A 21469-nucleotide genomic window follows, 5' to 3' on the forward strand; every position below is an offset into this window, starting at 1 on the left:
CCGTCATGAATTTGTTTGCCATCATCGCCGCGACCCTGGTCGCCGGCATCGGAAGTGTCTGGATCGCCGCGCTGCTGCTGCGCGTGGGCGTGCGCAGCGATGCCGGCGGCGTCAATCCACAGCATCTGCTGAGCCTCGCTGCCGGCGCCTTGCTGGCGACTGCCTTCATGCACCTGCTGCCCGAGGCCTTCGAGAGCCGGATCGAACCGGGCGTGCTGTTCGGCGTGCTGCTGTTCGGACTGGTCTTCTTCTTCCTGCTCGACAAGGCGGAGTTGTGGCACCACGGGCATGAGCACCACCACGGGCACGAGGAAGGCCATGACCACCCGCACGCGCACGACGATGCGCACGATCATTCGCACGGCCACGCCCATTCCCCGCGAGGCGGCGGCGGCTGGGCAGTGCTGACCGGCGACAGCGTGCACTGCTTCGGCGACGGCATCCTGATCGCCTCGGCCTTCGTGGCCGACCTGCGCCTGGGGATGGTGGCCGCGATCGCGGTGCTGGCGCACGAAGTGCCGCACCACATCGGCGACCTGGTGGTGCTGCGGCAGAGCTCATCCAACCAGCGCGCGGCACTGGTCAAGGTGTCGCTGGCCGGCACCATGACCGCCCTTGGCGGCCTGGCCGGCTGGTGGCTGGTCGACCAGTTGCACGGCTGGCTGCCGTACTTCCTGGTGCTGGCGGCCAGCAGCTTCGTCTACGTCGCACTGGCCGACCTGATTCCCCAATTGCAGAAGCGCCTGCCCGCACGCCAGACCGCGCTGCAGATCGTCTGGCTGGTGGCCGGCATCCTGCTGGTCACGCTGGTGAGCCGATTGGCCCACGGCGACCACGACCATGCGCACGAGGACGCCGACCATGAGGCTGCGGGCCACACGCATTGAATGGACACCTGGCACGCTTTCTGACAAGCTTTCTTGCCCCTTCGCCGAAAAGGCTGATTCGGCCGAAGGCGCATACTGGGGTGCATCATGCGAAGCAGCATTCAAGGAGCCCGATCATGACCAGCGCCGACCTTCCTCCGCGGTCCGGAGAGGCCCCGGACGAACCCGAGATCGACGAAGCCGATGACGCCTTGCCCGAAGAGGAAGACGAATTCGAAGCGTCCGAGGCAGAGGCCACGGACGAGCTCTCCGACGAGACCGGCATCGACCTCACGGACGCCAGCGAACTCGACGCCGACAACGTGCCGGCCGACGAGGAATTCGACCGGGTGATCCAGGCACCGGACTAGTTGCTCGCCCCCAGGTTGTCCCGCACTTCGTGTCGGGACGCCCACCCCCTGCCGGGGGCAACACCAGCGGCCCGGCGAAGCCGGTTCCGCGGTGGGATTGTTGCTCGCCCCCAGGTTGGGCTCACTGCGTGTAGCCCGCCCACCCCCTACCGGGGGCAACACCAGCGGCCCGGCGAAGCCGGTTCCGCGGTGTTTCACCAACGGGGCCGGGCTGCGCCGGCCCTTTCGGTCGGGGTCAGTCTTCCAGGGTGAAGCCGACCTTCAGCGTGACTTGCCAGTGGCCGACCTTGCCGTCGACCACGTGGCCGCGGGTCTCGGTGACCTGGAACCACTGGATGTTGCGCACCGACTCGCTGGCCTTGGCGATGGCACGGCGCACGGCATCGTCGCTGCTGGTCGGCGAGGAGCCGGTGAGTTCGAGAAGCTTGTAGACGTGATCCGACATGGGAGTCTCCTTTTTTGAGGAATGCCATGGTGGCACGTCTGGGGCGGTCTGTGGGGGCTCCCTATACTTCCCGCGCATGCGCAACCTTGAACTCGGGACAGTCGGCATTGCCAGGGCCTTCTCGGTATTTTCCACGCTGCTGGCAGCCGCCCTGCTGGCCGGCTGCTATGCACCGGTGCGGCTGATGCCCACGCCGGTGAGCTTCAGCAACGGCGACATCGATCCCTTCGAGAAGATCGGCGAGAAGCTGAAGACCACCGACGTGCCCGTGTTCTACGCCACCAACCGGCTGGCGCTGATCGAGCATCCCGAGCCGGTTCACACCATCGTGCCCACCGACGACCTGCGCATGGGCGTGGCGCACGTCCGCGTCGGCGACGAGACCCTCGACTGGGAAACCCTGCACCGGCTGTCCACCAGCGCCGATCCCGACGAGCGCCCGATCGTCCAGATGGAGCGGCTCGAACAGAAGGCCATGCTGCGGTCGAACGAGGAAGTGAAGAACTCGCCCGATGCCAAGGCCTTCTTCGCGATGGTGAACAAGGCGCTGGCCGCGAGCCCCAACAGCGAGCTGCTGATCTACGTGCACGGCTCCAACAACACGGTGCCGCGCGCCGCGGCCCAGGCGGCGCAGTTCCGGCATTTCACCGGGCGGCGCATGGTGGTGCTGGTCTTCATGTGGCCCTCGGCGGGATCGATCCTGCGCTATCTGACGGACGTCAACAACGCGGCCAGCACGGTCGAGCCCTTCGCACGGATGGTCGAGCTGCTGGCCGAGAACACCACGGCGACGAAGATCGACGTGCTCGCCTACAGCGCCGGCGCACAGGTGCTGAGCCCGGCACTGGCGCACCTGGGCACGCCGCGTCCCGGCGAATCGCGCGCCCAACTGCAGCAGCGGCTTCGGCTGGGTCAGATCTACTTCGCGGCGCCCGACATCGACACCCGCCGCTTCGTGAACGAGCTGGGCGGCTACATCGACATCATCGAACGCGTGAGCATCGCGGCCAACCTCAATGATTCGGTGCTTCGCTTCGCGGCCATCGTCGGCCGCGCCTCGCGGGCGGGCCGCCCCGACATGACCGAACTGGACGAGGCGCAGACCCGCTTCCTGGTCGAGGCCTCGCGCAAGCTGCGCTTCGACCTGATCCGGGTCGACCCGAAGGACATACCGAACCTGCCGGAGAGTTCGCACGCCTTCTGGTACGACGACCCATGGGTCAGCGGGGATATCGTGGCGCAGTTCCTGCTGAACGCGGCACCGCCCCGACGCGGACTCGACGAGCAGCTGACGCCGGGCGGTGCGCGCTACTGGCGCTTCCCGGCCGACTTCTACGACCGGATCTATCGCCTCTTCAGCCGCTAGTCAGGCCGGCGCCGGGCCGCCCCAAGGCGGCCTGCAGCCCCCTCGGGGGGCAGCGAGCACACGAAGTGAGGGAGCGTGGGGGCCCAGGCCGGCGCCGGGCCGCCCCAAGGCGGCCTGCAGCCCCCTCGGGGGGCAGCGAGCACACGAAGTGAGGGAGCGTGGGGGCCAGCCTACGGCTTCGGGCTGCCGCTGTACTTCGTGACGCTGTCGGCTGTGACCTGGTAGCCGCTGACGCCCATCATCGAGTCGTTGCGCACGGTCTGCAGCTTGCCCGTGACCCACACGGTGTCCATGGCGCGGAATTTCGCGCCCTGCTTCGGCCGCACGTGCAGGATCTGGTTGGCGGGCGGCGGCGGCGTGTGGATGCAGGCGCCGAAGTAGGGCACCAGCAGAAACTCGGTGACCTCGCCCTTGCTCTCCTCGAGCGGCACGATGAAGCCGGGGATCTTCACCTCGACGCCATTGAGCGCCGGGTTGGTCGGCGCGTTGTTCGAGACTTCCTGCAGCTTCATGAGCATCTCGTTGGCGCGCGGGTCGCTGTCGTCGAGCTTGCTCAGGTCCATGCCCTTGAGCTCCTTCATCGGATCCCAGTCCTTGGGCACCAGTTCTTCCCAGCTGATGAGCCTGGGCTGGCCCGGCACCGCCTTGGCTTCCGCGGCCTTGCCGCCGAGCGGCTGGGTCGGCGAGGTCGCCTGCGGCGCGGGGCCGGCGGCGAGCGCGCTGCCGGCGACGACCAGCGCGAGCAGCGCGAAGAGAAGAGGATGCGTCATGTTTTCAGTCGGTTGGGACAGGGCAAAAACTGCTGCGTAGTTTCTTGATCTGTCCCGCAATCTCAGTCAGTTGGGTACAGAGCAAAAACTGCTGCGCAGCTTCTTGATCTGTCCCGCAATCTCAGTCAGTTGAGGACAGAGCAAAAACTGCTGCGCAGTTTCTTGATCTGTCCCGCAATGTAATCAGATTCTCGGGGAAAGTCCGTCGGCGAGCGAGAGCCGGTAGGCCCGGATGCCCGGCAGCAGGCCGGCCAGCCAGCCCGCCGCGACCAGGCTCGCGAGCAGCAGCCATTCGTTGAGTGTAGGTTCGGACAGCCGTAACGCCAGTCCGAAATGCGTTTGCAGCCAGGGCGACAGGAAGGCGATGCCGAGCGCCGTCGCCACGATGCCGAGCGCCACGCCCAGCAGCGTCACGAGGGCGCCCTCGAGTGCCAGCAGTGCGAGCACATGGCGCAAGCTGGCGCCCACTGCCCGCAGCACCGCCAGTTCGCGGCGCCGCTCGTTGAGGCCCGCCATCACCACCGACACCAGCCCGGCCAGGCTCACCAGCGCGACCAGCGCCGACATCAGCAGCAGCGCGTTCTCGCCGATGCCGACCACGCTCCACAATTCGTCGAGCGCTACGCCCGGCAGGATCGCCATCAGCGGCTCGCCGGCATAGGTCGAGACCCCGCGCTGGACCGCGAACACCGCGGCCCGGTTCTTCAGGCCGACCAGCACCGCGGTCACGTTCTTCGGCGTCAGGTCGAACTTGCGCACCTGCTCGGCCGGGATCTTGAGGCCGGGCATCGGCGCGCCGCCCATCCATTCGAGATGGATCGCCTCCATCGCCTCGAGCCCGATGTGCACCGTGCGGTCGACCGGCGTGCCGGTGCGCGCGAGCACGCCGACCACCGTGAAGGGCTTGTCGGCATGCTCGGAGACGTTGAGCTCGCCGCTGCCGTGCGCCAGCGTGATCTTCTGGCCGACGTGGTAGCCCAGCGCGTCGGCCACTTCGGCCCCGACCACGGCGTCGAACAGTTCGGCGAAGGGCTTGCCTTCGCGCAGCTGCAGGGGCTGGCGGTTGCCGTAGCGGAAATGATCGAAGTAGCCGGGCGTGGTCGCCAGCACCGAGAAGCCGCGGTGCGAGTCGCCCAGCGACAGCGGCACCACCCAGGCCACGCCCGGGTGCGCGGCCAGCGCCTGCACGCTCTTCCACTGCATGTTGTTGGTGGCGGCGCCGATGCGAAACACCGAATACAGCAGCAGCTGCGTCGAGCCGGTGCGGGCGCCGACGATCAGGTCGGTGCCCGACACGGACGAGGCGAAGTTCTCGCGCAGCTCGGTGCGGATGCGCTCGACGCCGAGCAGCAGGAAGGTGGACAGGGCGATCGACAGCACGGTGAGCGCGAGCGTGAAGCGCCGGTTCCAGGCGCTGCGCCAGGCGATCTGAAAGAGCGCGCTCATGAAGGCCCCCACGCTCGGCACTTCGTGTTCTCGCTGCCCCTTGAGGGGGCGCCAGCTTGCTTGGGGCGGCCCGGCGCTGCGCTCATAAGGCAACCTCCGTGCTGTGCACTGCGGTGCGAGCTTGCTTGGGGCGGCCCGGCGCTGCGCTCATGCGAGCGCCCCGGACCGATTGATCTCCGGCAGCAGCACATGGCGCGAGAAGCGCTCGGCGATGCGCTGGTCGTGGCTCACGAAGACCAGGGCGCTGCGGTTTGCCTCGCAGGCCGCCAGCAGGACGTCGAGGAAGGCCTCGCGGCGGTCCTCGTCGAGCGCCGAGGTGGGCTCGTCGGCGATCACGACCTCGGGGTGGCCGATCAGCGCGCGTGCCGCGGCCACGCGCTGCTGCTGGCCGACCGACAGCCGCATCGCCTGGCGCGGCCACAGGCTGCGCTCGAGGCCCATGCGGTCGAGCAGTTCGCGGGCCTGCGCGGGTGCCGAGCCGTCGCGCGCGGCCTGTGCCATGCGCCGGCCCGAGAAGCGGCAGGGCAGCAGCACGTTGTCGAGCACGCTGAGGTAGGGCAGCAGGTTGAACTGCTGGAAGATGTAGCCCACGTGGGCGACCCGGGTCCGATCGCGCGCCGCGCCCGAGAGCGCGGCCCAGTCGTGACCGAGCAGCCGGACTTGGCCGGCGTCGGCGATCAGCACGCCGGCCAGCAGCGACAGCAGCGTGCTCTTGCCGCAGCCGCTCGGGCCATGCAGGAACACGGCCTCGCCGGCGGCGACCTCGAAGCGCTCGATGTCGATGCAGGGCCGGTGGGCGCCGGGCCAGCCGAAGCGCAGCGCCGCTGCCGAGAGGACGAAGCTCACAGCCGGATCACTTGCTCCAGGCCAGCCGTGTGGCCGGCCGCTTCAGCGAGCGCTTGAACTGGCCCTGCGGCGCGGCGATCTGGGCCTCGATCTGGCGTGTGCCCTTGAAGGCATTGAAGAGATCGACGTCGATGAACTTGGCGGCCGCCGTGTTGGTGCAGTTGAAGGCGAAGCTGCCGTCGAGGTCGGCATGGCCTTCGGCGGCGCCTTCTTCGCTCTTGCCCAGGCCCAGCGCGGTGGAGCGCAGCGTCACCGGGCCGAGCTTGCAGTTCGCGGCCGGGTCGATCTTGAACAGCTGGTCGGCGGCGCGCAGTTGCGTGATCGCGTCTTCGGCGGTCTTCTTCTCGGCGTCGGTGCGCGGCGCGCGCTCGAAGCCGACGAAGTTGTCGAGCGGGGATTCCATCGCGATCACGATGGTCGGGCCGTCGACCACGATGTCGAGCTTGATCTGGCCGTGCACGTGGGCGGCTTGATTCTGGGCCGATGCGGCGAAAGGTGTGGCCAGGAGGGCCGTCAGGGCGAAGGTGGCGAAGGGTCGTCGCGACAGGATCATGCTTGGGCGCCTTGCCGGGTCGGCAGCCCCGGCGTATTGCTCCACTCGCTCCAGCTGCCGGCATAGAGCGCGGTCGGCCCGAGGCCCGCGATCTGCATGGCGAGCAGGTTGGGCACGGCGCTGACGCCGCTGCCGCACTGGTGGACGACCGTCGCGGGATCCCGGCCCGCCAGCAGGCTTTCGAACTCGGCGCGCAACTGCGCGGCCGGCTTGAACTTGCCGTCGGGACCGAGGTTCTCGGTGAAGGGCCGGTTCAGGGCCCCCGGGATGTGACCCGCGATCGGGTCCAGAGGTTCCACTTCGCCGCGATATCTTGCGGCGGCGCGGGCGTCGATCAGCGTCTGGCCGGCCTGCTCGAGCCGTGCCGCCACCGTCCGCGTGTCGACCAGCCGCAGCAGCGGCTCGCCGGCCACGAAGTTCGACTGGAAGTGCGTCGGCTCCTCGCGGTCCGTCACTTCGCCGTCGGCCGCTTCCCAGGCCTGCAGGCCGCCGTCGAGCACGGCCACGGCCTCGTGGCCGATCCACTTCAGCATCCACCAGAGGCGGCCGCAGTAGTTGGCGCCGTTGCGGTCGTACACCACCGCCTGCATGCCGTTGGCGAAGCCGACGCTCGACAGCCAGGCGGCGAAGCGCTCGCGGCTGGGCAGCGGATGGCGCCCGCCCGAGGCCGGCGGGCCGTCGTCGCGCGCCACCACCACGCCATGCGCGCCGGGCACGCCGTGTTTCGCGCTGAGGTCGGTGTCGAGATTGGCATACACGGCGCCCGGGATGTGGGCCGCGCGGTACAGCTGCGGGCCGGCGTCGGGCTTCGTCAGGTCGAAGCTGCAGTCGAACACCATCGTCGACGTGGCGCTGCCGGCCAACGAGGTCTTCAGTTGCTCGGCGGAAATCAAGGTCGTGTACATGGGAGCTCCCTTCAGTGTTCCTCTGCTGGCGCCTTGGGCAGCGAGCGCTGGCGCAGCACGGTGGCGGCGATGCCGCTGCAGACGATCAGCGCCATGCCGGCCCAGCCCGTGCCGTCGATGCGATCGCCGAACAGCAGCACACTGTAGATCGCCGCAAAGACGATGCCGGAGTATTGGAGATTGGCGACCAGCAGCGTGCCGCTTTCGGTCTTGGCGCTGGCGTAGGCGCGCGTCATGCAGAGCTGGCCCAGCGCCGCCAGCAGGCCGACCGGCAGCAGCCACAGCGCGTGGCCCCAGGTCCATTCGGCCCAGGGCGTCGCCCCGCCCGCGAGCGTGCCCAGGCCGCCCGCAACCGCCGAGCCGACCGCGAAATAGAACACCGTGCGCGCCTCGGGCTCGCCGAGCCGCGACAGCGCCACCACCTGCATGTAGGCGAAGGCCGCCGTGAGCCCCGACAGCAGGCCCATGAGCCCGGCGAAGCCCTGGTTGTCGCCGACCGTCGGCTTGAGCATCAGCACCACGCCGCCGAAGCCGGCCAGCACGGTCAGCACCAGCGGGCCCTGCAGCGGCGGCCGCGGCATCTTGCCGTCGCGGCCCGGCACCGGCACCCAGGCCAGCAGGGCGCCGCCGACCAGGAAGGCCGCGATCCAGACGCTGCTCATGTAGTTGAGCGTCATCGCGGTGGCCAGCGGCATGTGGGCGATGGCGAAGAACCAGGCCCCCAGCGAAACCACGCCGATCAGGCTGCGCCAGGCATGCATGCCGGGGTAGCTGGTGCCCAGCGTGACGCCGCGGCTGCGTGCCAGCAGCCACAGGAAGACGATGCCGATCAGGCCGCGGTAGAAGACCAGTTCGGCGCTGGAAAACCAGGACGAGGCGAACTTCACGCACACGCCCATGGTGGCGAAGATCAGTGCGCCCAGCACCATCCAGAGCGCTTGCATCAGACGCCTGGGGGTGAGCTCATTTCCCGGCGGTACCACTCGTGGAACTGCTGCATGCCATCTTCCATCGGGCTCTGGTAGGGGCCGCTTTCGTCGTCGCCGCGCAGCATCAGCGCGCGGCGGCCGGCGTCCATGCGCTCGGCGATCTCGTCGTCTTCGACGCAGGTCTCCATGTAGGCCGCCTGCTGGGCCTCGACGAACTCGCGCTCGAAGGCGACGATTTCTTCGGGATAGAAGAACTCGACCATGTTGAGCGTCTTCTGGGGGCCGACCGGATGCAGGGTCGAGACCGTGAGCACGTGCGGATACCACTCGACCATCACGTGCGGGTAGTAGCTGAGCCAGATGGCGCCGTACTTCGGTGGCCGGCCCTCGCGGTACTTGAGCAGCTGTTCCTGCCAGCGCTGGTAGACCGGGCTGCCGGCGCGGCCCAGCCGGTTGGCCACGCCCACGGTCTGGACCGAGAAATGATGGCCGAACTCCCAGCGCAGGTCGTCGCAGGTGACGAAGCTGCCCAGGCCCGGATGGAACGGGCCGACGTGGTAGTCCTCGAGGTAGACCTCGATGAAGGTCTTCCAGTTGTAGTTGCACGCGTGCAGCTCGACGCGGTCGAAGGCGTAGCCTTCGAAATCGAGGTCGAGGCGCGGGCCGAGCCGGCCCAGGTCGGCCGCCACGTCGCGCCCTTGGCCGCCGGCGTTCTGCTCGAACAGCAGGCCGTTCCATTCGGTCAGCGGGTAGTTGTGCAGATTGAGGCAGGGGTCCTGCTCGAAGTGCGGTGCGCCGATCAGCGTGCCGGTGCTGCGCGGGTCGGCGGCGGCGTAGGTCCAGCGGTGCAGGGGGCAGACGATGTTGCCGCCGGCCTGGGCATCGAGCCGGCCGCGGTCCTGGAGGATCAGCGCCTGGCGATGGCGGCAGACATTGGAGATCAGCTCGACCCCCTTCGGCGTGTGCACCAGGGCGCGGCCCTGCTGTTCCTGCGGCAGGGTGTGGAAGTTGCCCGGCTCGGGCACGGTGAGGCGATGGCCGACGTAGCGCGGTCCGTTGGCGAACAGCGTTTTCAACTCGCGGGCATAGAGCGCCTCGTCGAAGTACGCGGAAACCGGAAGTTGGCTCGCGGCCTGCTGCAGTTGAAGACTTAAATCAGACATGGGTGACCTGACCAAGCTCCCCACAGGGAGAGAGAAATGGAACGGAAGGCTGCCGTCGAGGTGCGAACGGCCCGAAGGAGAGCGCCGGCAGGGCCGGCTTTGGGAGACCGGGATTGTACCCTTGGCAATGCCTCCTTGCCCCCCGCCCTAAAATGGCGGGTTTCACCTCCAACTCCTGAATGCCCAAGGTGCCATCCTCCCCATCGGCCGCCGTGCCTGCCTTGCCCGCCACCGGTGCCCTGCCCGCGAGCTACGAAGCCGGGCTCCAGGAACTCGAACAGCTCGTGACCGAACTCGAATCGGGCCAGTTGCCGCTCGACCAGCTGCTTGGCAGCTACCAGCGCGGCGCCGCGCTGCTGGCCTTCTGCCGCGAGCGGCTGCAGGCGGTCGAGGACCAGATCAAGGTGCTCGACGCCGGCAGCCTCAAGGCCTGGGCCGCGGAATGAGGGGCGCCGATGCCCTGCGCTGGGATGCGGCGCGCCTGGCCGCCTGGAGCGAGCCTCAGCTGGCGCGGGTCGAGGCCGCGCTGTCGCGCTGGGTCGGTGTCGACGCGCCGGCGCAGCTCGGCGACGCCATGCGCTACGCGGTGCTCGACGGCGGCAAGCGGCTGCGGCCCCTGCTGGTGTTCGCGGCCAGCGAGGCGGTCGGCGGCCGCCCCGAGGCGGCCTTGCGCGCCGCCTGTGCGGTCGAACTGATCCACGCCTACTCGCTGGTGCACGACGACCTGCCCTGCATGGACAACGACGTGCTTCGCCGCGGCAAGCCGACGGTGCACGTGAAGTTCGGCGAGGCCGGCGCCCTGCTGGCCGGCGACGCCCTGCAGGCCCTGGCTTTCGAATTGCTCACGCCGGCCGGCGATGCTGTCGCACCGGCGGTCCAGGCCCAACTGTGCCGCCTGCTGGCCGGCGCGGCCGGCAGCCAGGGCATGGCGGGTGGCCAGGCGATCGACCTGGCCAGCGTCGGCGTGGCGCTCGACGAGGCGCAGCTGCGCGAGATGCATCGCCTGAAGACCGGCGCGCTGCTGCAGGGCAGCGTCGAGATGGGGGCGGCCTGCGGCGAAGCGCAGGCGCCGGCGGTGCTGGCGGCGTTGCGCAACTATGGCGCGGCCGTGGGCCTCGCCTTCCAGGTGGTGGACGACATCCTCGACGTCGTCGCCGATTCGGAAACGCTCGGCAAGACCGCGGGCAAGGACGCGGCCAGCGACAAGCCCACCTATGTCTCGCTGCTGGGCCTGGAAAGCGCTCGCGCGCAGGCCCGCGATCTGCTCGCGCAATCGCTGGCCGCGCTCGATCGCAGCACGCTGGCCGATACCGGCGCCTTGCGCGCGCTGGCCCACATGGTCGTGGACCGCGATCGATAACAACAAGACACTCATGGCTCCGCTGCTTCCCACCCTCCACGATCCCTCCGCGCTGCGCCACTTCGACCGCGTGCAGCTCAAGCAACTGGCCGACGAGGTGCGCACCTGCGTGCTCGACAACGTGTCGCGCACCGGCGGCCACCTGAGCTCCAACCTCGGCACGGTCGAGCTGACGGTCGCGCTGCACCATGTCTTCAACACGCCGCACGACCGGCTGGTCTGGGACGTGGGCCACCAGACCTACCCGCACAAGATCCTCACGGGCCGGCGCGAGCGCATGCCGACCCTGCGCCAGCTCGGCGGCATCTCGGGCTTTCCGCAGCGCAGCGAGAGCGAGTACGACACCTTCGGCACCGCCCATTCGTCGACCAGCATCTCGGCCGCGCTCGGCATGGCGATGGCGGCCAAGCAGAAGGGCGAGGACCGCCATTCGGTGGCGATCATCGGCGACGGCGCGCTGACCGCCGGCATGGCCTTCGAGGCGCTCAACAACGCCGGCGTCTGCGACTGCAAGCTGCTGGTGATCCTGAACGACAACGACATGTCGATCAGTCCGCCGGTCGGTGCGCTCAACCGCTACCTGGCGCAACTCATGAGCGGCAACTTCTACGCCGCCGCGAAGAACGTCGGCAAGAGCGTGCTGCGTGCCGCGCCGCCGCTGTTCGAACTCGCCAAGCGCTTCGAGCAGCATGCCAAAGGCATGGTGGTGCCGGCCACGCTGTTCGAGCAGTTCGGCTTCAACTATGTCGGCCCGATCGATGGCCACGACCTCGATTCGCTGATCCCGACCCTCGAAAACCTCAAGCATCTCGACGGTCCGCAGTTCCTGCATGTGGTCACCAAGAAGGGGCAGGGCTACAAGCTGGCCGAGGCCGACCCGGTGGCCTACCACGGGCCGTCCAAGTTCGATCCCGCGGTCGGCTTGGTCAAGCCCGCGACTGCGCCGAAGCAGACCTTCACGCAGGTCTTCGGCCACTGGCTGTGCGACATGGCGGCGCAGGATGGCCGGCTGGTCGGCATCACGCCCGCGATGCGCGAAGGCTCGGGGCTGGTCGAGTTCGAACAGCGCTTTCCCGAGCGCTACTACGACGTCGGCATCGCCGAGCAGCATGCGGTCACCTTCGCGGCCGGCCTGGCCTGCGAGGGGCTCAAGCCGGTGGTGGCGATCTATTCGACCTTCCTGCAGCGCGCCTACGACCAGCTGATCCACGACGTCGCGATCCAGAACCTGCCGGTGGTGTTCGCGCTCGACCGCGCCGGCCTGGTGGGAGCCGACGGTGCCACGCATGCCGGCGCCTACGACATCTCGTTTCTGCGCTGCATACCGAACATGAGCGTGGCCTGTCCGGCCGACGAGGCCGAGTGCCGGCAACTGCTGTCGACCGCCTATGCGCAGAACCATCCGGTGGCGGTGCGTTATCCGCGCGGCGCGGGTGCCGGCGTCACGCCGCCGTTGTCGCTCGAAGGCCTGCCCTACGGCAAGGGAGAGATCCGGCGCGAAGGCCGGCGCATCGCGATCCTGGCCTTCGGCACCTTGCTGTATTCGGCCCTCGCGGCAGCGGAGGCGCTCGACGCCACGGTGCTCAACATGCGCTGGGCCAAGCCGCTCGACGTCGAACTGCTGCTGAAGGTCGCGGGCACGCACGATGCGATCGTCACGCTCGAGGAGGGCGCGGTGATGGGCGGCGCTGGCAGCGCGGTGCTCGAGGCGCTGCAGGCGGCCGGCGTGCAGAAGCCGGTGCTGCAGCTGGGCCTGCCCGACCGCTTCATCGAGCATGGGGATCCGGCCAAGCTGCTGGCCGGGATCGGGCTCAATGCGGCGGGGATCGAGCAGTCGATCCGGGCGCGTTTCTAGCGCTGTTGCTCTTCGGGACAGGACTGCCCACTGGGAAGGGCGCCCGGCACGCGGTGCGGGCCAGTCGACCCCACTGCGCCGGCCCTTCGGGCTCCCTTGCGGTGCTCGCTCCAGGCGGGGTCCACGCGAAACTCGCTTCGCTCAAACACGCGCGGCCCTCTTTCCGCCTGAAGCTGCGCTCCTCAGCGGCGCAGAGGGGATCGCCCGTCCCGCACCGCATACCGGGCTTGGGGGGTGTTCAATCGCCGACGACGTCTCCAACGCCGATGCAGCCCGACCTGTCCGCGGTGGCGGGCGGTATGCCCTGGGCCGGCCGTTGAGGCACCGCCGAGCAGCGCAGCGGTGCGCGGATCAGGGCTCGCGACTGTTTGAGTGGAGCGAAGCGGAGCGAGTTTGAGCGAGACCCCGCGTACCGCGAGCAGCGCAGGGAAGCCGCGAAGCGGCCGGTGACGTCGGCCGGCCCAGGGCATACCGCCCGCCGCCGCCACCAAGCGCCAGTCAACAGAAGTCAGCCCCCCAGATACGCGTCCTGCACCTTCGGGTTGCCCAGCAGCTCACGACCGCTGCCTTCCAGCACGATCTTCCCGGTCTCGATCACATAGGCGCGGTCGGCGATCTTCAGCGCCTGGCGCACGTTCTGCTCGACCAGGAACACGGTCAGGCCGGCCTTGTTGATCTCGCGCAGCGTGCGGAAGATGTCCTGCACGATGATCGGCGCGAGCCCCATCGAGGGCTCGTCGAGCAGCAGCACGCGCGGCTTGGCCATCAGCGCGCGGCCGATCGCCAGCATCTGCTGCTCGCCGCCCGAGAGGTTGCCGGCAAGGCCGTCCGAGCGCTCTTTGAGGCGCGGGAACAGCGCGTAGATGTGGTCAAGGTCGGCGGCGCGCTGGCCCCGGCTGTCGCGCCGGGTGTAGGCGCCGAGCTCGAGGTTCTCGCGCACGGTCAGCGTGGTCAGCGTGGCGCGGCCCTCGGCCACCTGCACCATGCCGGAGGCGACGATCTTGTGCGGCGACAGAGAGCTCAGGTCCTGGCCGCCGAGCAGCACGCGGCCGGCCGCCTTGGCCACCAGGCCCGACAGCGCCAGCAGCGTGGTCGACTTGCCGGCCCCGTTGGCGCCGACCAGCGTGGTAATCTGGCCTTCATGCAGTTCGAAGTCGATGCCCTTGACGGCCTCGATATGGCCGTAGGCGACCTTGAGCCCCTCGACCTTCAGCAGCGGGGAAGAGGACGCGCTCATGCGGATGCTCCCTCGTTGCTCGCTTCGTCTTCCTCGCGCCCCAGGTAGGCCTCGATCACTTGCGGATCGTTGCGGATCTGCTCGGGGCCGCCGCGCGCGATGATGCGGCCGAAGTTCAGCACGGCGATGTGCTCGCACAGGCCCATCACGAAACGCATGTCGTGTTCGATCATGAAAATGGTGTAGCCGCGACCGCTGATGTTGCGGATCTCGTGCATCAGGTCGGTCTTTTCGCTGCTGTTCATGCCGGCCACCGGTTCATCGAGCAGCAGCAGCTTCGGCTCGGTGGCGAGCGCGCGGGCCAGTTCGAGCTTGCGCTGGTCGCCGTACGACAGGTTGTCGGCCGTGTCGTCGGCCTTGTGGTCGAGCTTGACCCACGAGAGCAGCTCGCGCGCACGATCGCGCGCGCGGCGCTCCTCGCTGCGGAACAGGCCCGAGGAAGCCAGCAGGCCGAAGCCGCCGTAGCGCAGCTTGGCGTGCATGCCGACCATCACGTTCTCGAGCAGCGACATCTCCTTGAAGATGCGGATGTTCTGGAAGGTGCGCGCGATGCCGCCGCGCGTGATGTCGTGCGGCTTCATGCCCGCCAGGTCGCGGCCTTCGAAGCGGATCGTGCCGCCCGTGGTCGGCAACAGGCCGGTGGTGAGGTTGAAGACCGTGGTCTTGCCCGCGCCGTTCGGACCGATCAACCCGAAGATGCCGCCCTTCGGCACCTCGAGGTTGACGTCCTGCAGCACCTTGAGGCCGCCGAAATGGCGCGACACGCCGTCGAGCTGGAGCAGAGGCGCGCTCATGCTGCGGCTCCCTTGCGCCCGAACCATTGGCGCAAGCGCGCCGGGTCCCAGATGCCCTTGGGCAGGAACAGCACGATCAGCACCAGGATCACGCCATTGACCACCAGCCTGAAATCGCCGAAGGCGCGCAGCGCCTCTGGCAGGATGGTGAGGATCACGCCGCCGAGCACCGGGCCGGTCAGGCCGTTGATGCCGCCGAGCACGGTCATCGTGAGGATGTCGACGCCGCGGTCGAAGCCGAACTCGTTCGGGCCGATGAAGAAGGTCTGGTGCGCATTGAGCACGCCGGCCAGGCCCGCGATAGCGCCGCCGAGCACGAAGGCCAGCATCTTGTGGGCGCCGACGTCGATGCCCATCAGGCCGGCGGCCGTCTCGTCTTCCTTGATGGCCTCGAAGGCGCGGCCGACCTTGGAGCGGCGCAGCCGCCACAGGCCCAGCAGCACCAGCACCAATGCGAGCCCGACGTGCCACCACTGGGTGACGGGCGGAATGCCGTTCAAGCCCAGCGCACCGCCGGTCAGCGACTCGGCGTTGAGCACCACGATGCGCACCACCTCGCCGAAGGCCAGCGTGGCCATCGCCAGGTAGACGCCCGAGAGCCGCAGCGTCGGCTTGCCGATCACGAAGGCAGTCAGCGCCGGCGCCGCCATGCCGGCCGCGATCGCGACCGGGAAGGGCACGCCGTAGGTCATCGTGAGGATCGCCGAGGTGTAGGCGCCGATGCCCATGAAGGCGGCATTGGCCATGGCCAGCATGCCGCACGAAAGCGTAAGCCAGATCGACAGCGCCAGCAGGGCGTTGGTGCCCAGCGTAAGCACCAGGTTGCTGTAGACCGACCAGAAGTTGTTGAGCGCGTCCATGCTTAGACCTTGCGTTCCTGCATGGAACCGAACAGGCCCTTCGGACGCACCAGAAGCACCAGGAACAGCAGCCCGAAGGCGACCGCGTCGCGCATCGTCGAGCCGATGTAGGCCACCGACAGCACCTCGGCGAAGCCGAGGAACAGGCCGCCCAGCATCGCGCCGCGGATGTCGCCCATGCCGCCGAGGATGATCACCGCGATGCCCTTGTGCAGCATCGGCTGGCCCATCAGCGGGAACACGGCGTTGGAGTAGAGGCCGATCAGCACGCCGGCCAGGCCGCCCAGGGCGGCGGCGGCGAAGGAGGTCAGGAAGAACAGCCCTTCGACGTTGATGCCGAGCAGGTAGGCTGCCTTGGGCGACTCGGCGATCGCGCGCAGGGCGCGGCCGAGCTGGGTGCGCTTGAGCGCCACCATCAGCACCGCCATCAGCACGAAGGACAGCAGGATGATGCCGAGCTCGAGGGCGGTCAGGTGGATGCCGGCCAGGTCGAGCGACTGGCCCGACACCACGCCGGCCGGGAAGCGCACGTTCTCGGCGCCGAAGATGCCCTGGACGCCGTTGTTGAGGATGATCGCGACGCCGATGGTGGCGATCATCGGGATCAGGTGGGGTGCGTTGCGGGCGCGCAGCGGCCGCAGCACCAGGAAGTCGATCAGCAGGCCCAGCAGGCCGCAGAAGACGAAGGCGAACAGCAGTCCGGCCCACAGCGGCAGCTCGAAGCGCGCCATGGCCTGGACGGCGGCATAGGCGCCGACCATGAAGACCGCGCCGTGCGAGAGGTTGATAACGCCGAGCACGCCGAAGATGAGCGTGAAGCCGAGCGCAAAGAGCGCATAGACGCATCCCAGGGAGAGTGCGTTGACGAGTTGCTGTTCAAGCATGGAGTTTCCGTTCCGGAAAAAAGCGGGGCCGGCCAAGCCGGTCCCCGCTGTTCGTGAAACACCGCGGAACTGGCTTTGCCAGGCCGCTGGTGTTGCCCCCGGCAGGGGGGTGCCCGAGCTACACGCAGTGAGCGAGGCTGGGGGGTTACTTGGTGATTACGAACTCAGCGCCTTTGGTCACGCTGACGATGGGGGTCTGCTGGGCGTCGTAGCCGGCCGGCTTGCCTGACTTGTCGGTGGCGCGGCGGAACTGGAAGGCGCCGGTGGCGCCGGTCCACTTGGCACTCGGCAGCGCATCGCGCACGGCGGCGCGGTCGGTCGTCAGGTTGCCGCTGAGCTTGACGCCCTTGAGCGCCTGCGCCGCGATGTACATGGCGTCGTAGGCCTGGGCCGCGAACTGGTCGGGCGCGGTCTTGTACTTGTCGTTGTAGGCCTTGATGAACTTGCTGTTCTCGGGCGTCGCGTTGCTGGACGACCAGGGGCTGCCGACGTACAGGTTGTCGGAGTTGCCCTTGGCGAGATCGAACACCTTGACCGAGTTCATGCCGTTGCCGCCGATGAACGGCACGTTGAGGCCGAGCTGGCGCGCCTGCACCATGATCGGCGCACCTTCGGCGATCAGCGCCGACAGCACGATCGCATCGGCGCCGCTGGCCTTGATCTTGGTCAGCTGGGCCTTGAAGTCGACGTCGCCCTTGGCGAAGGTCTCGGTGGTGGTGACCGGGATCTTCAGGTCGTCGAGCGCCTTCTTGAAGTTGTCGTAGCCGCTCTTGGTGAAGACGTCGTCGTTGCCGTAGAGCACCGCGACCTTCTTGATGCCGGCGTTCTTGACCGCGGTCTTGATGGTCTCGGGCAGCACGTCGGCTTCGGTCACCGAGTTGCGGAACACGTAGTCGCCGATCGAGGTGATGCCGTCGGCGGTGTTGGAGGTGCCGAAGGCCACGGTCTTGGCGGCCTGGGCGATCGGGTCGGCCGCCTGGGCCGAGTTCGACAGCGTGGGGCCGAAGACCATCAGCACCTGGTCCTGGAAGATCAGCTTCTTGAAGACGTTGATCGCTTCTTCCTTCTTGCCCTGTTCGTCGGCGACGACCAGCTCGATCTTGTTGCCGTTGATGCCGCCGGCGGCATTGATCTCGGAGGCCGCGAGCTCGAAGCCGTTGCGGATCGCCACGCCGTACTGGGCTGCACCACCCGACAGGGCTTCGGCCACACCGATCTTCAGGTCGGCAGCCTGGGCGGCGAAGGCCGCGAAAGCCGCCAGGGCGAGCAGCGAAGTCTTGAACGGGAGATGTCTCATTTGGAAGGATCTTTCGGGGGAAGGGTGGGACGGGGTCGGCTATTTTATATAGCTGCGCGTTCAGTGATTCCTACAATCGCGCGTCCCCGTCTTGGGGGCTTTCCAGGAGTTCCGATCGATGCAACGTCGTTTTCTGATCCAGCGGGCCGGCATCGCCGGGGTGCTGGCTGCGGGTGCGGCCCCGGCCGTGCATGCGCAGGCGCTGACGCGCTGGCGGCTGGCATCGAGCTTCGCAAAACCCCAGGACCTGCTGTTCGGCGCCGCCGAGTCCTTGGCCAGGAAGGTCGGCGAGATGACCGGCGGGCGCTTCCAGATCGAGGTTCACGCCGCCGGCGAACTGATGGCGCCGCGGGACGTGCTCGACGGCGTGCAGCGCGGCGCCATCGAGGCCTGCCACACCGCGGGCGCCTTCTTTTTCGACAAGAACGAGGCCTTCGCATTCGCAGGCGCGGTCCCCTTCGGCATGAACGCGCGGCAACTGAACGCCTGGATGACCGAGGGCAATGGCCTCAGGTTGACCCGCGAATTCCATGCCGGCTTCGGCACGGTCAGTTTTCCGTGCGGCAGCGCAGGCGCCCAGCGGCTCGGCTGGTTTGCCCGCGAGATCCGCGACGTGCAGGACTTCAAGGGCTTGAAGCTTCGCTTCGACGGCCTGGCGGGGCGCGTGATCGCGCGCCTGGGCGGCGCGGTGCAGGGGCCGGCGTCGGGCGTCGACATCCGCGAGGCGCTCGCCAAGGGCGGCATCGGCGCGGCCGAAGGCTTGAGCCCTTACGACGACCAGAAGCTCGGGCTGCCCAAGGTGGCGCGCATCTGCCACTACCCCGGTTGGTGGTCCGGTGCGATGCAGCTCGACCTGCTGGTCAACCAGAAGGCCTTCGATGCGCTCACGGCCGATTACAAGGCGATCCTGCAGGCGGCCAGCGCCGCCGTGAATGCCGAGCTGATCGCCCGCTACGACGCTCGCAATCCGGCGGCACTGCGGCAGTTGACCGGCGACGGGGCGCAGATGAAGCCCTTCCCCCGGGCGGTGCTCGATGCCGCCTTCAAGGCGTCGGTGGACCTGTGCCACGAGCTCGACCACAGCAATCCGGCGTGGAAGAAGATTCATGGCGACTACCGTGCCTTCCAGCGCAGCCAGCTCTTCGCCGACCGCTTCACCGAGGCGCCCTTCGACGCCTACCTCCAGGGCGCGAGGCCATGAGCCCGCCCGGCCGGTCGAATGCCATCGATTCACCCGACATGCGCCGGGCCGGCCGCGAACTGCTCTCGCTGGCGCTGATCGACGCCCGCAACCACACGCTGCATCTGCTGTCGCTCTACGAGCAGGCGCTGGGAACCCCGACGCTCGCGGTGCCCCGCGTCGAGGGCATCGATCCGCCGGTCTGGCTGGCCGGGCACATCGGCTGGTTCGCCGAATGGTGGATCGCGCGCAACACGCAGCGCGCCTTCGGCGTCGACTGCCCGGTGCGGCCGACGCGGCTGGCCGCCATCGAGCCGCAGGCCGACGACTGGTGGGATCCGGCCCAATGCGCACCGGCCGATCGGGCGTCACCCGACTTGCCGGACCTGGCGCAGACCAAGGCCTACCTGCTCGACACGCTCGAGAGCACGCTCGAGTTGCTCGAGCACGCGGCCGAGACCGACGCCGGCCTGTACTTCTATCGGCTGGCGTTGTTCCACGAGGATCTGCGCGGCGAGCAATTGCTGGTGATGGCCCAGGCCCTCGGCCTGTCGTTGACCGTCGAGCTGCCGCCGGCCGCGGTGATGCGGCCGCCGCTCTCGCTGCCTGCCGCCAGCTGGGAGCTCGGCCTCCCGGACGCCGGCTTCGCCTTTGCGCAGGAGCGCGGCCTCGAACGCACCCAGGTGCCCGAGTTCGAGATCGATGCGCAGCCCGTGACCTGGGGCCAGTACGTGGAGTTCGTCGACGACGGCGGCTACGACCGGCCCGAATTGTGGCGCCCCGAAGGCCTGGCCTGGCTGGAGCGGCAGGTCGAGGGCCGGCGCGGGCCGCGGTATGTGGAACAGATCGGCGCGGCGCGGCACGGCACCGGCGGCTCGGTGTTGCTGCAGCAGTTCGGGCGCACCGTGCGTGCGGCGGGCAACCGCAGCGCGGTCCATGTCGCCTGGTGGGAGGCCGATGCCTGGGCACGCTGGGCCGGCCGCCGCATCGCGACCGAAGTCGAATGGGAGATCGCCGCCCACACCGCCGCCCGCCGGGGCTTTCGCTGGGCCGACGTGCACGAGTGGACCGCGGGCACGCTGAGGCCCTGGCCGGGTTTTCGTCCTGACCCATGGAGCCAGGGCACCGAGTTCGACCCCGCACCCGCCTTCGGCCAGGCCCGCGTGCTGCGCGGCGCCTCGTTCGCCACGCGGGCCCGGCTGCGCTCGCCGAAGCGCCGCGGCTTTGCGCTGCCAGACCGCGACGACGGCTTCTTCGGCTTCAGGACCTGTGCGCTGTGAGCGCCTTCGACAAGGGGACTCCCATGATGCAAGCAGCGGTGCTCAACGAATTCGGCAAACCCCTGGCGATCGAGGAGGTGCCCGTCCCTCAGCCGCTCACCGGCGAGGTCCTGGTCGAAGTGCTCGCTTGCGGCGTGTGCCATTCGGACCTGCACATCGCGGACGGCGACCTGCCGGGCTTCCGCGCGCTGACCAAGGCACGCGTGATTCCAGGGCACGAGGTGGTCGGCAAGGTCATCGGCCTCGGCAGTGGCGTGACGCTGCTGAAGATCGGCGATCGCATCGGCGTGCCATGGCTCTACCGTGCCTGCGGCCGTTGCGAGCAGTGCCTCGAAGGCAACGAGAACCTGTGCCGCAAGGGTGCGGCCGTGACCGGCATGTCGGTCGATGGCGGCTACGCGCAGTTCATGTGCGCGAACGCCGACTACGCGGTGCGCATCCCCGACGCCTTGAGCGCCGAGCAGGCCGCGCCGCTGCTCTGCGCCGGCGTGACGAGCTATCGCGCGCTGCAGAAGGCGCATGTCGCGGCCGGTCAGCGGGTCGCCGTGCTCGGCGTCGGCGGCCTCGGTCATCTGGCGGTGCAGATCGCGCGTGCGCTGGGCGCCGAAGTCTTCGCGCTCGACGTCAGCGAGGCCAAGCTGGCGCTGGCGCGCGAACTGGGTGCGGACCACGCCCTGAACGCCACCGACCCGCAAGCATTGGCGCTGATCCGCAAGCGCGGTGGCGTGCACGTTGCGGCCGTCACCTCGGCGGCCCATGTCGCCTACGACGCGGCGATGAGCATCCTGCGGCCGGGCGGCACCTTGTGCGTGATCGGACTGCCGGCGGAGCCGTTGCGGTTTTCCGCGCTGGCGCTGGTCGGCAGCGAGGCCCATGTGGTGGGCTCGGCGGTCGGTACCCGCGAGGACCTGCGCGCCGTGCTCGACCTCGCGGCCCGCGGGCTGATCCATTGCCGGGTCGAGTCGAGCCCGCTGTCCGCGATCAACGAGGTCTTCGACGCGATGCGCCGCGGCACGATCCAGGGCCGCGTGGTGCTCGATCCAAGAACCTGAAGGCGCCGGG

22 protein-coding genes are annotated in these 21469 nt (G+C 68.8%); 9 read left to right on the forward strand and 13 right to left on the reverse strand.

Going from position 1 to position 21469, the window contains the following annotated elements; translation table 11 throughout:
* Positions 1-5 precede the first annotated feature (5 nt).
* Entirely contained in the window at positions 6-887 is an 882-nt protein-coding gene (locus AC1DYD_RS07615) for a ZIP family metal transporter (protein WP_478172141.1), read from the forward strand.
* A 116-nt stretch (positions 888-1003) separates the two neighbouring features.
* On the forward strand, positions 1004-1237 hold the full coding sequence (locus tag AC1DYD_RS07620) for a hypothetical protein (protein ID WP_478172142.1): 234 nt from the start codon (positions 1004-1006) through the stop codon (positions 1235-1237).
* Positions 1238-1472: 235 nt separating this feature from the next.
* Here AC1DYD_RS07620 and AC1DYD_RS07625 read toward each other — a convergent pair whose 3' ends face one another.
* Positions 1473-1682 carry a dodecin gene (locus AC1DYD_RS07625; RefSeq protein ID WP_286369278.1) on the reverse strand — a complete coding sequence of 70 codons (210 nt, stop codon included), beginning with the start codon at positions 1680-1682 and terminating at the stop codon, positions 1473-1475.
* Positions 1683-1758: 76 nt separating this feature from the next.
* On the opposite strand from AC1DYD_RS07625, the gene AC1DYD_RS07630 reads away from it, so the two are divergent.
* Positions 1759-3048 (forward strand): alpha/beta hydrolase, encoded by a 1290-nt coding sequence (locus tag AC1DYD_RS07630; RefSeq protein ID WP_478172143.1) that lies wholly within the window; start codon positions 1759-1761, stop codon positions 3046-3048.
* A 170-nt stretch (positions 3049-3218) separates the two neighbouring features.
* On the opposite strand, the gene AC1DYD_RS07635 is transcribed toward AC1DYD_RS07630, so the two are convergent.
* The 7 genes from AC1DYD_RS07635 to AC1DYD_RS07665 form a co-directional block, all read right to left on the reverse strand.
* Positions 3219-3818, reverse strand: a complete 600-nt coding sequence (locus AC1DYD_RS07635) for a DUF3299 domain-containing protein (protein WP_478172144.1) — start codon at positions 3816-3818, stop codon at positions 3219-3221.
* A gap of 183 nt (positions 3819-4001) precedes the next feature.
* Entirely contained in the window at positions 4002-5264 is a 1263-nt protein-coding gene (locus tag AC1DYD_RS07640; protein WP_478172145.1) for an ABC transporter permease, read from the reverse strand.
* Positions 5265-5411: 147 nt separating this feature from the next.
* Entirely contained in the window at positions 5412-6110 is a 699-nt protein-coding gene (locus AC1DYD_RS07645; RefSeq protein ID WP_478172146.1) for an ABC transporter ATP-binding protein, read from the reverse strand.
* Between the two features lie 7 nt (positions 6111-6117).
* Positions 6118-6663, reverse strand: a complete 546-nt coding sequence (locus tag AC1DYD_RS07650; RefSeq protein ID WP_478172147.1) for a DUF2796 domain-containing protein — start codon at positions 6661-6663, stop codon at positions 6118-6120.
* A complete protein-coding gene (locus AC1DYD_RS07655; RefSeq protein ID WP_478172148.1) occupies positions 6660-7568 on the reverse strand; it encodes a sulfurtransferase in 909 nt (302 codons plus the stop codon). Before AC1DYD_RS07655 ends, AC1DYD_RS07650 begins: the two co-directional genes overlap by 4 nt.
* An 11-nt stretch (positions 7569-7579) precedes the next feature.
* Positions 7580-8512 carry a DMT family transporter gene (locus AC1DYD_RS07660; protein ID WP_478172149.1) on the reverse strand — a complete coding sequence of 311 codons (933 nt, stop codon included), beginning with the start codon at positions 8510-8512 and terminating at the stop codon, positions 7580-7582.
* Positions 8512-9660 (reverse strand): aromatic ring-hydroxylating oxygenase subunit alpha, encoded by a 1149-nt coding sequence (locus AC1DYD_RS07665; RefSeq protein ID WP_478172150.1) that lies wholly within the window; start codon positions 9658-9660, stop codon positions 8512-8514. The genes AC1DYD_RS07660 and AC1DYD_RS07665 overlap by 1 nt, the downstream gene beginning before the upstream one ends.
* Before the next feature lie 179 nt (positions 9661-9839).
* Between AC1DYD_RS07665 and xseB the strand changes: the two genes are divergently transcribed.
* From xseB to dxs, 3 genes are read left to right on the forward strand one after another with little or no spacing between them, the layout of a single operon-like run.
* Positions 9840-10106: an exodeoxyribonuclease VII small subunit gene (xseB, locus tag AC1DYD_RS07670; protein ID WP_478172151.1), complete on the forward strand. Its 267-nt coding sequence runs from the start codon at positions 9840-9842 to the stop codon at positions 10104-10106.
* Entirely contained in the window at positions 10103-11020 is a 918-nt protein-coding gene (locus tag AC1DYD_RS07675; protein ID WP_478172152.1) for a polyprenyl synthetase family protein, read from the forward strand. The genes xseB and AC1DYD_RS07675 overlap by 4 nt, the downstream gene beginning before the upstream one ends.
* 13 nt (positions 11021-11033) lie before the next feature.
* Complete coding sequence (gene dxs, locus AC1DYD_RS07680; protein WP_478172153.1) at positions 11034-12875, forward strand: 1-deoxy-D-xylulose-5-phosphate synthase; 1842 nt, start codon at positions 11034-11036, stop codon at positions 12873-12875.
* A gap of 508 nt (positions 12876-13383) precedes the next feature.
* On the opposite strand, the gene AC1DYD_RS07685 is transcribed toward dxs, so the two are convergent.
* The 5 genes from AC1DYD_RS07685 to AC1DYD_RS07705 form a co-directional block, all read right to left on the reverse strand.
* On the reverse strand, positions 13384-14112 hold the full coding sequence (locus tag AC1DYD_RS07685; protein ID WP_478172154.1) for an ABC transporter ATP-binding protein: 729 nt from the start codon (positions 14110-14112) through the stop codon (positions 13384-13386).
* Entirely contained in the window at positions 14109-14906 is a 798-nt protein-coding gene (locus AC1DYD_RS07690; protein ID WP_478172155.1) for an ABC transporter ATP-binding protein, read from the reverse strand. The genes AC1DYD_RS07685 and AC1DYD_RS07690 overlap by 4 nt, the downstream gene beginning before the upstream one ends.
* Positions 14903-15766: a branched-chain amino acid ABC transporter permease gene (locus AC1DYD_RS07695; RefSeq protein ID WP_478172156.1), complete on the reverse strand. Its 864-nt coding sequence runs from the start codon at positions 15764-15766 to the stop codon at positions 14903-14905. The genes AC1DYD_RS07690 and AC1DYD_RS07695 overlap by 4 nt, the downstream gene beginning before the upstream one ends.
* Positions 15767-15768: 2 nt before the next feature.
* Positions 15769-16650 carry a branched-chain amino acid ABC transporter permease gene (locus AC1DYD_RS07700; protein ID WP_478172157.1) on the reverse strand — a complete coding sequence of 294 codons (882 nt, stop codon included), beginning with the start codon at positions 16648-16650 and terminating at the stop codon, positions 15769-15771.
* A gap of 145 nt (positions 16651-16795) precedes the next feature.
* Positions 16796-17947, reverse strand: a complete 1152-nt coding sequence (locus tag AC1DYD_RS07705) for an ABC transporter substrate-binding protein (protein ID WP_478172158.1) — start codon at positions 17945-17947, stop codon at positions 16796-16798.
* A gap of 118 nt (positions 17948-18065) precedes the next feature.
* On the opposite strand from AC1DYD_RS07705, the gene AC1DYD_RS07710 reads away from it, so the two are divergent.
* The 3 genes from AC1DYD_RS07710 to AC1DYD_RS07720 are packed head-to-tail and all read left to right on the forward strand — an operon-like array spanning position 18066 to position 21459.
* Positions 18066-19148, forward strand: coding sequence for a TRAP transporter substrate-binding protein (locus AC1DYD_RS07710; protein ID WP_478172159.1), 1083 nt, complete (start codon positions 18066-18068; stop codon positions 19146-19148).
* Complete coding sequence (locus AC1DYD_RS07715; RefSeq protein ID WP_478172160.1) at positions 19145-20407, forward strand: SUMF1/EgtB/PvdO family nonheme iron enzyme; 1263 nt, start codon at positions 19145-19147, stop codon at positions 20405-20407. Before AC1DYD_RS07710 ends, AC1DYD_RS07715 begins: the two co-directional genes overlap by 4 nt.
* Before the next feature lie 23 nt (positions 20408-20430).
* Positions 20431-21459 (forward strand): alcohol dehydrogenase catalytic domain-containing protein, encoded by a 1029-nt coding sequence (locus AC1DYD_RS07720; protein WP_478172161.1) that lies wholly within the window; start codon positions 20431-20433, stop codon positions 21457-21459.
* Positions 21460-21469 lie beyond the last annotated feature (10 nt).

This window comes from Variovorax sp. P4_B11 (assembly GCF_056402355.1).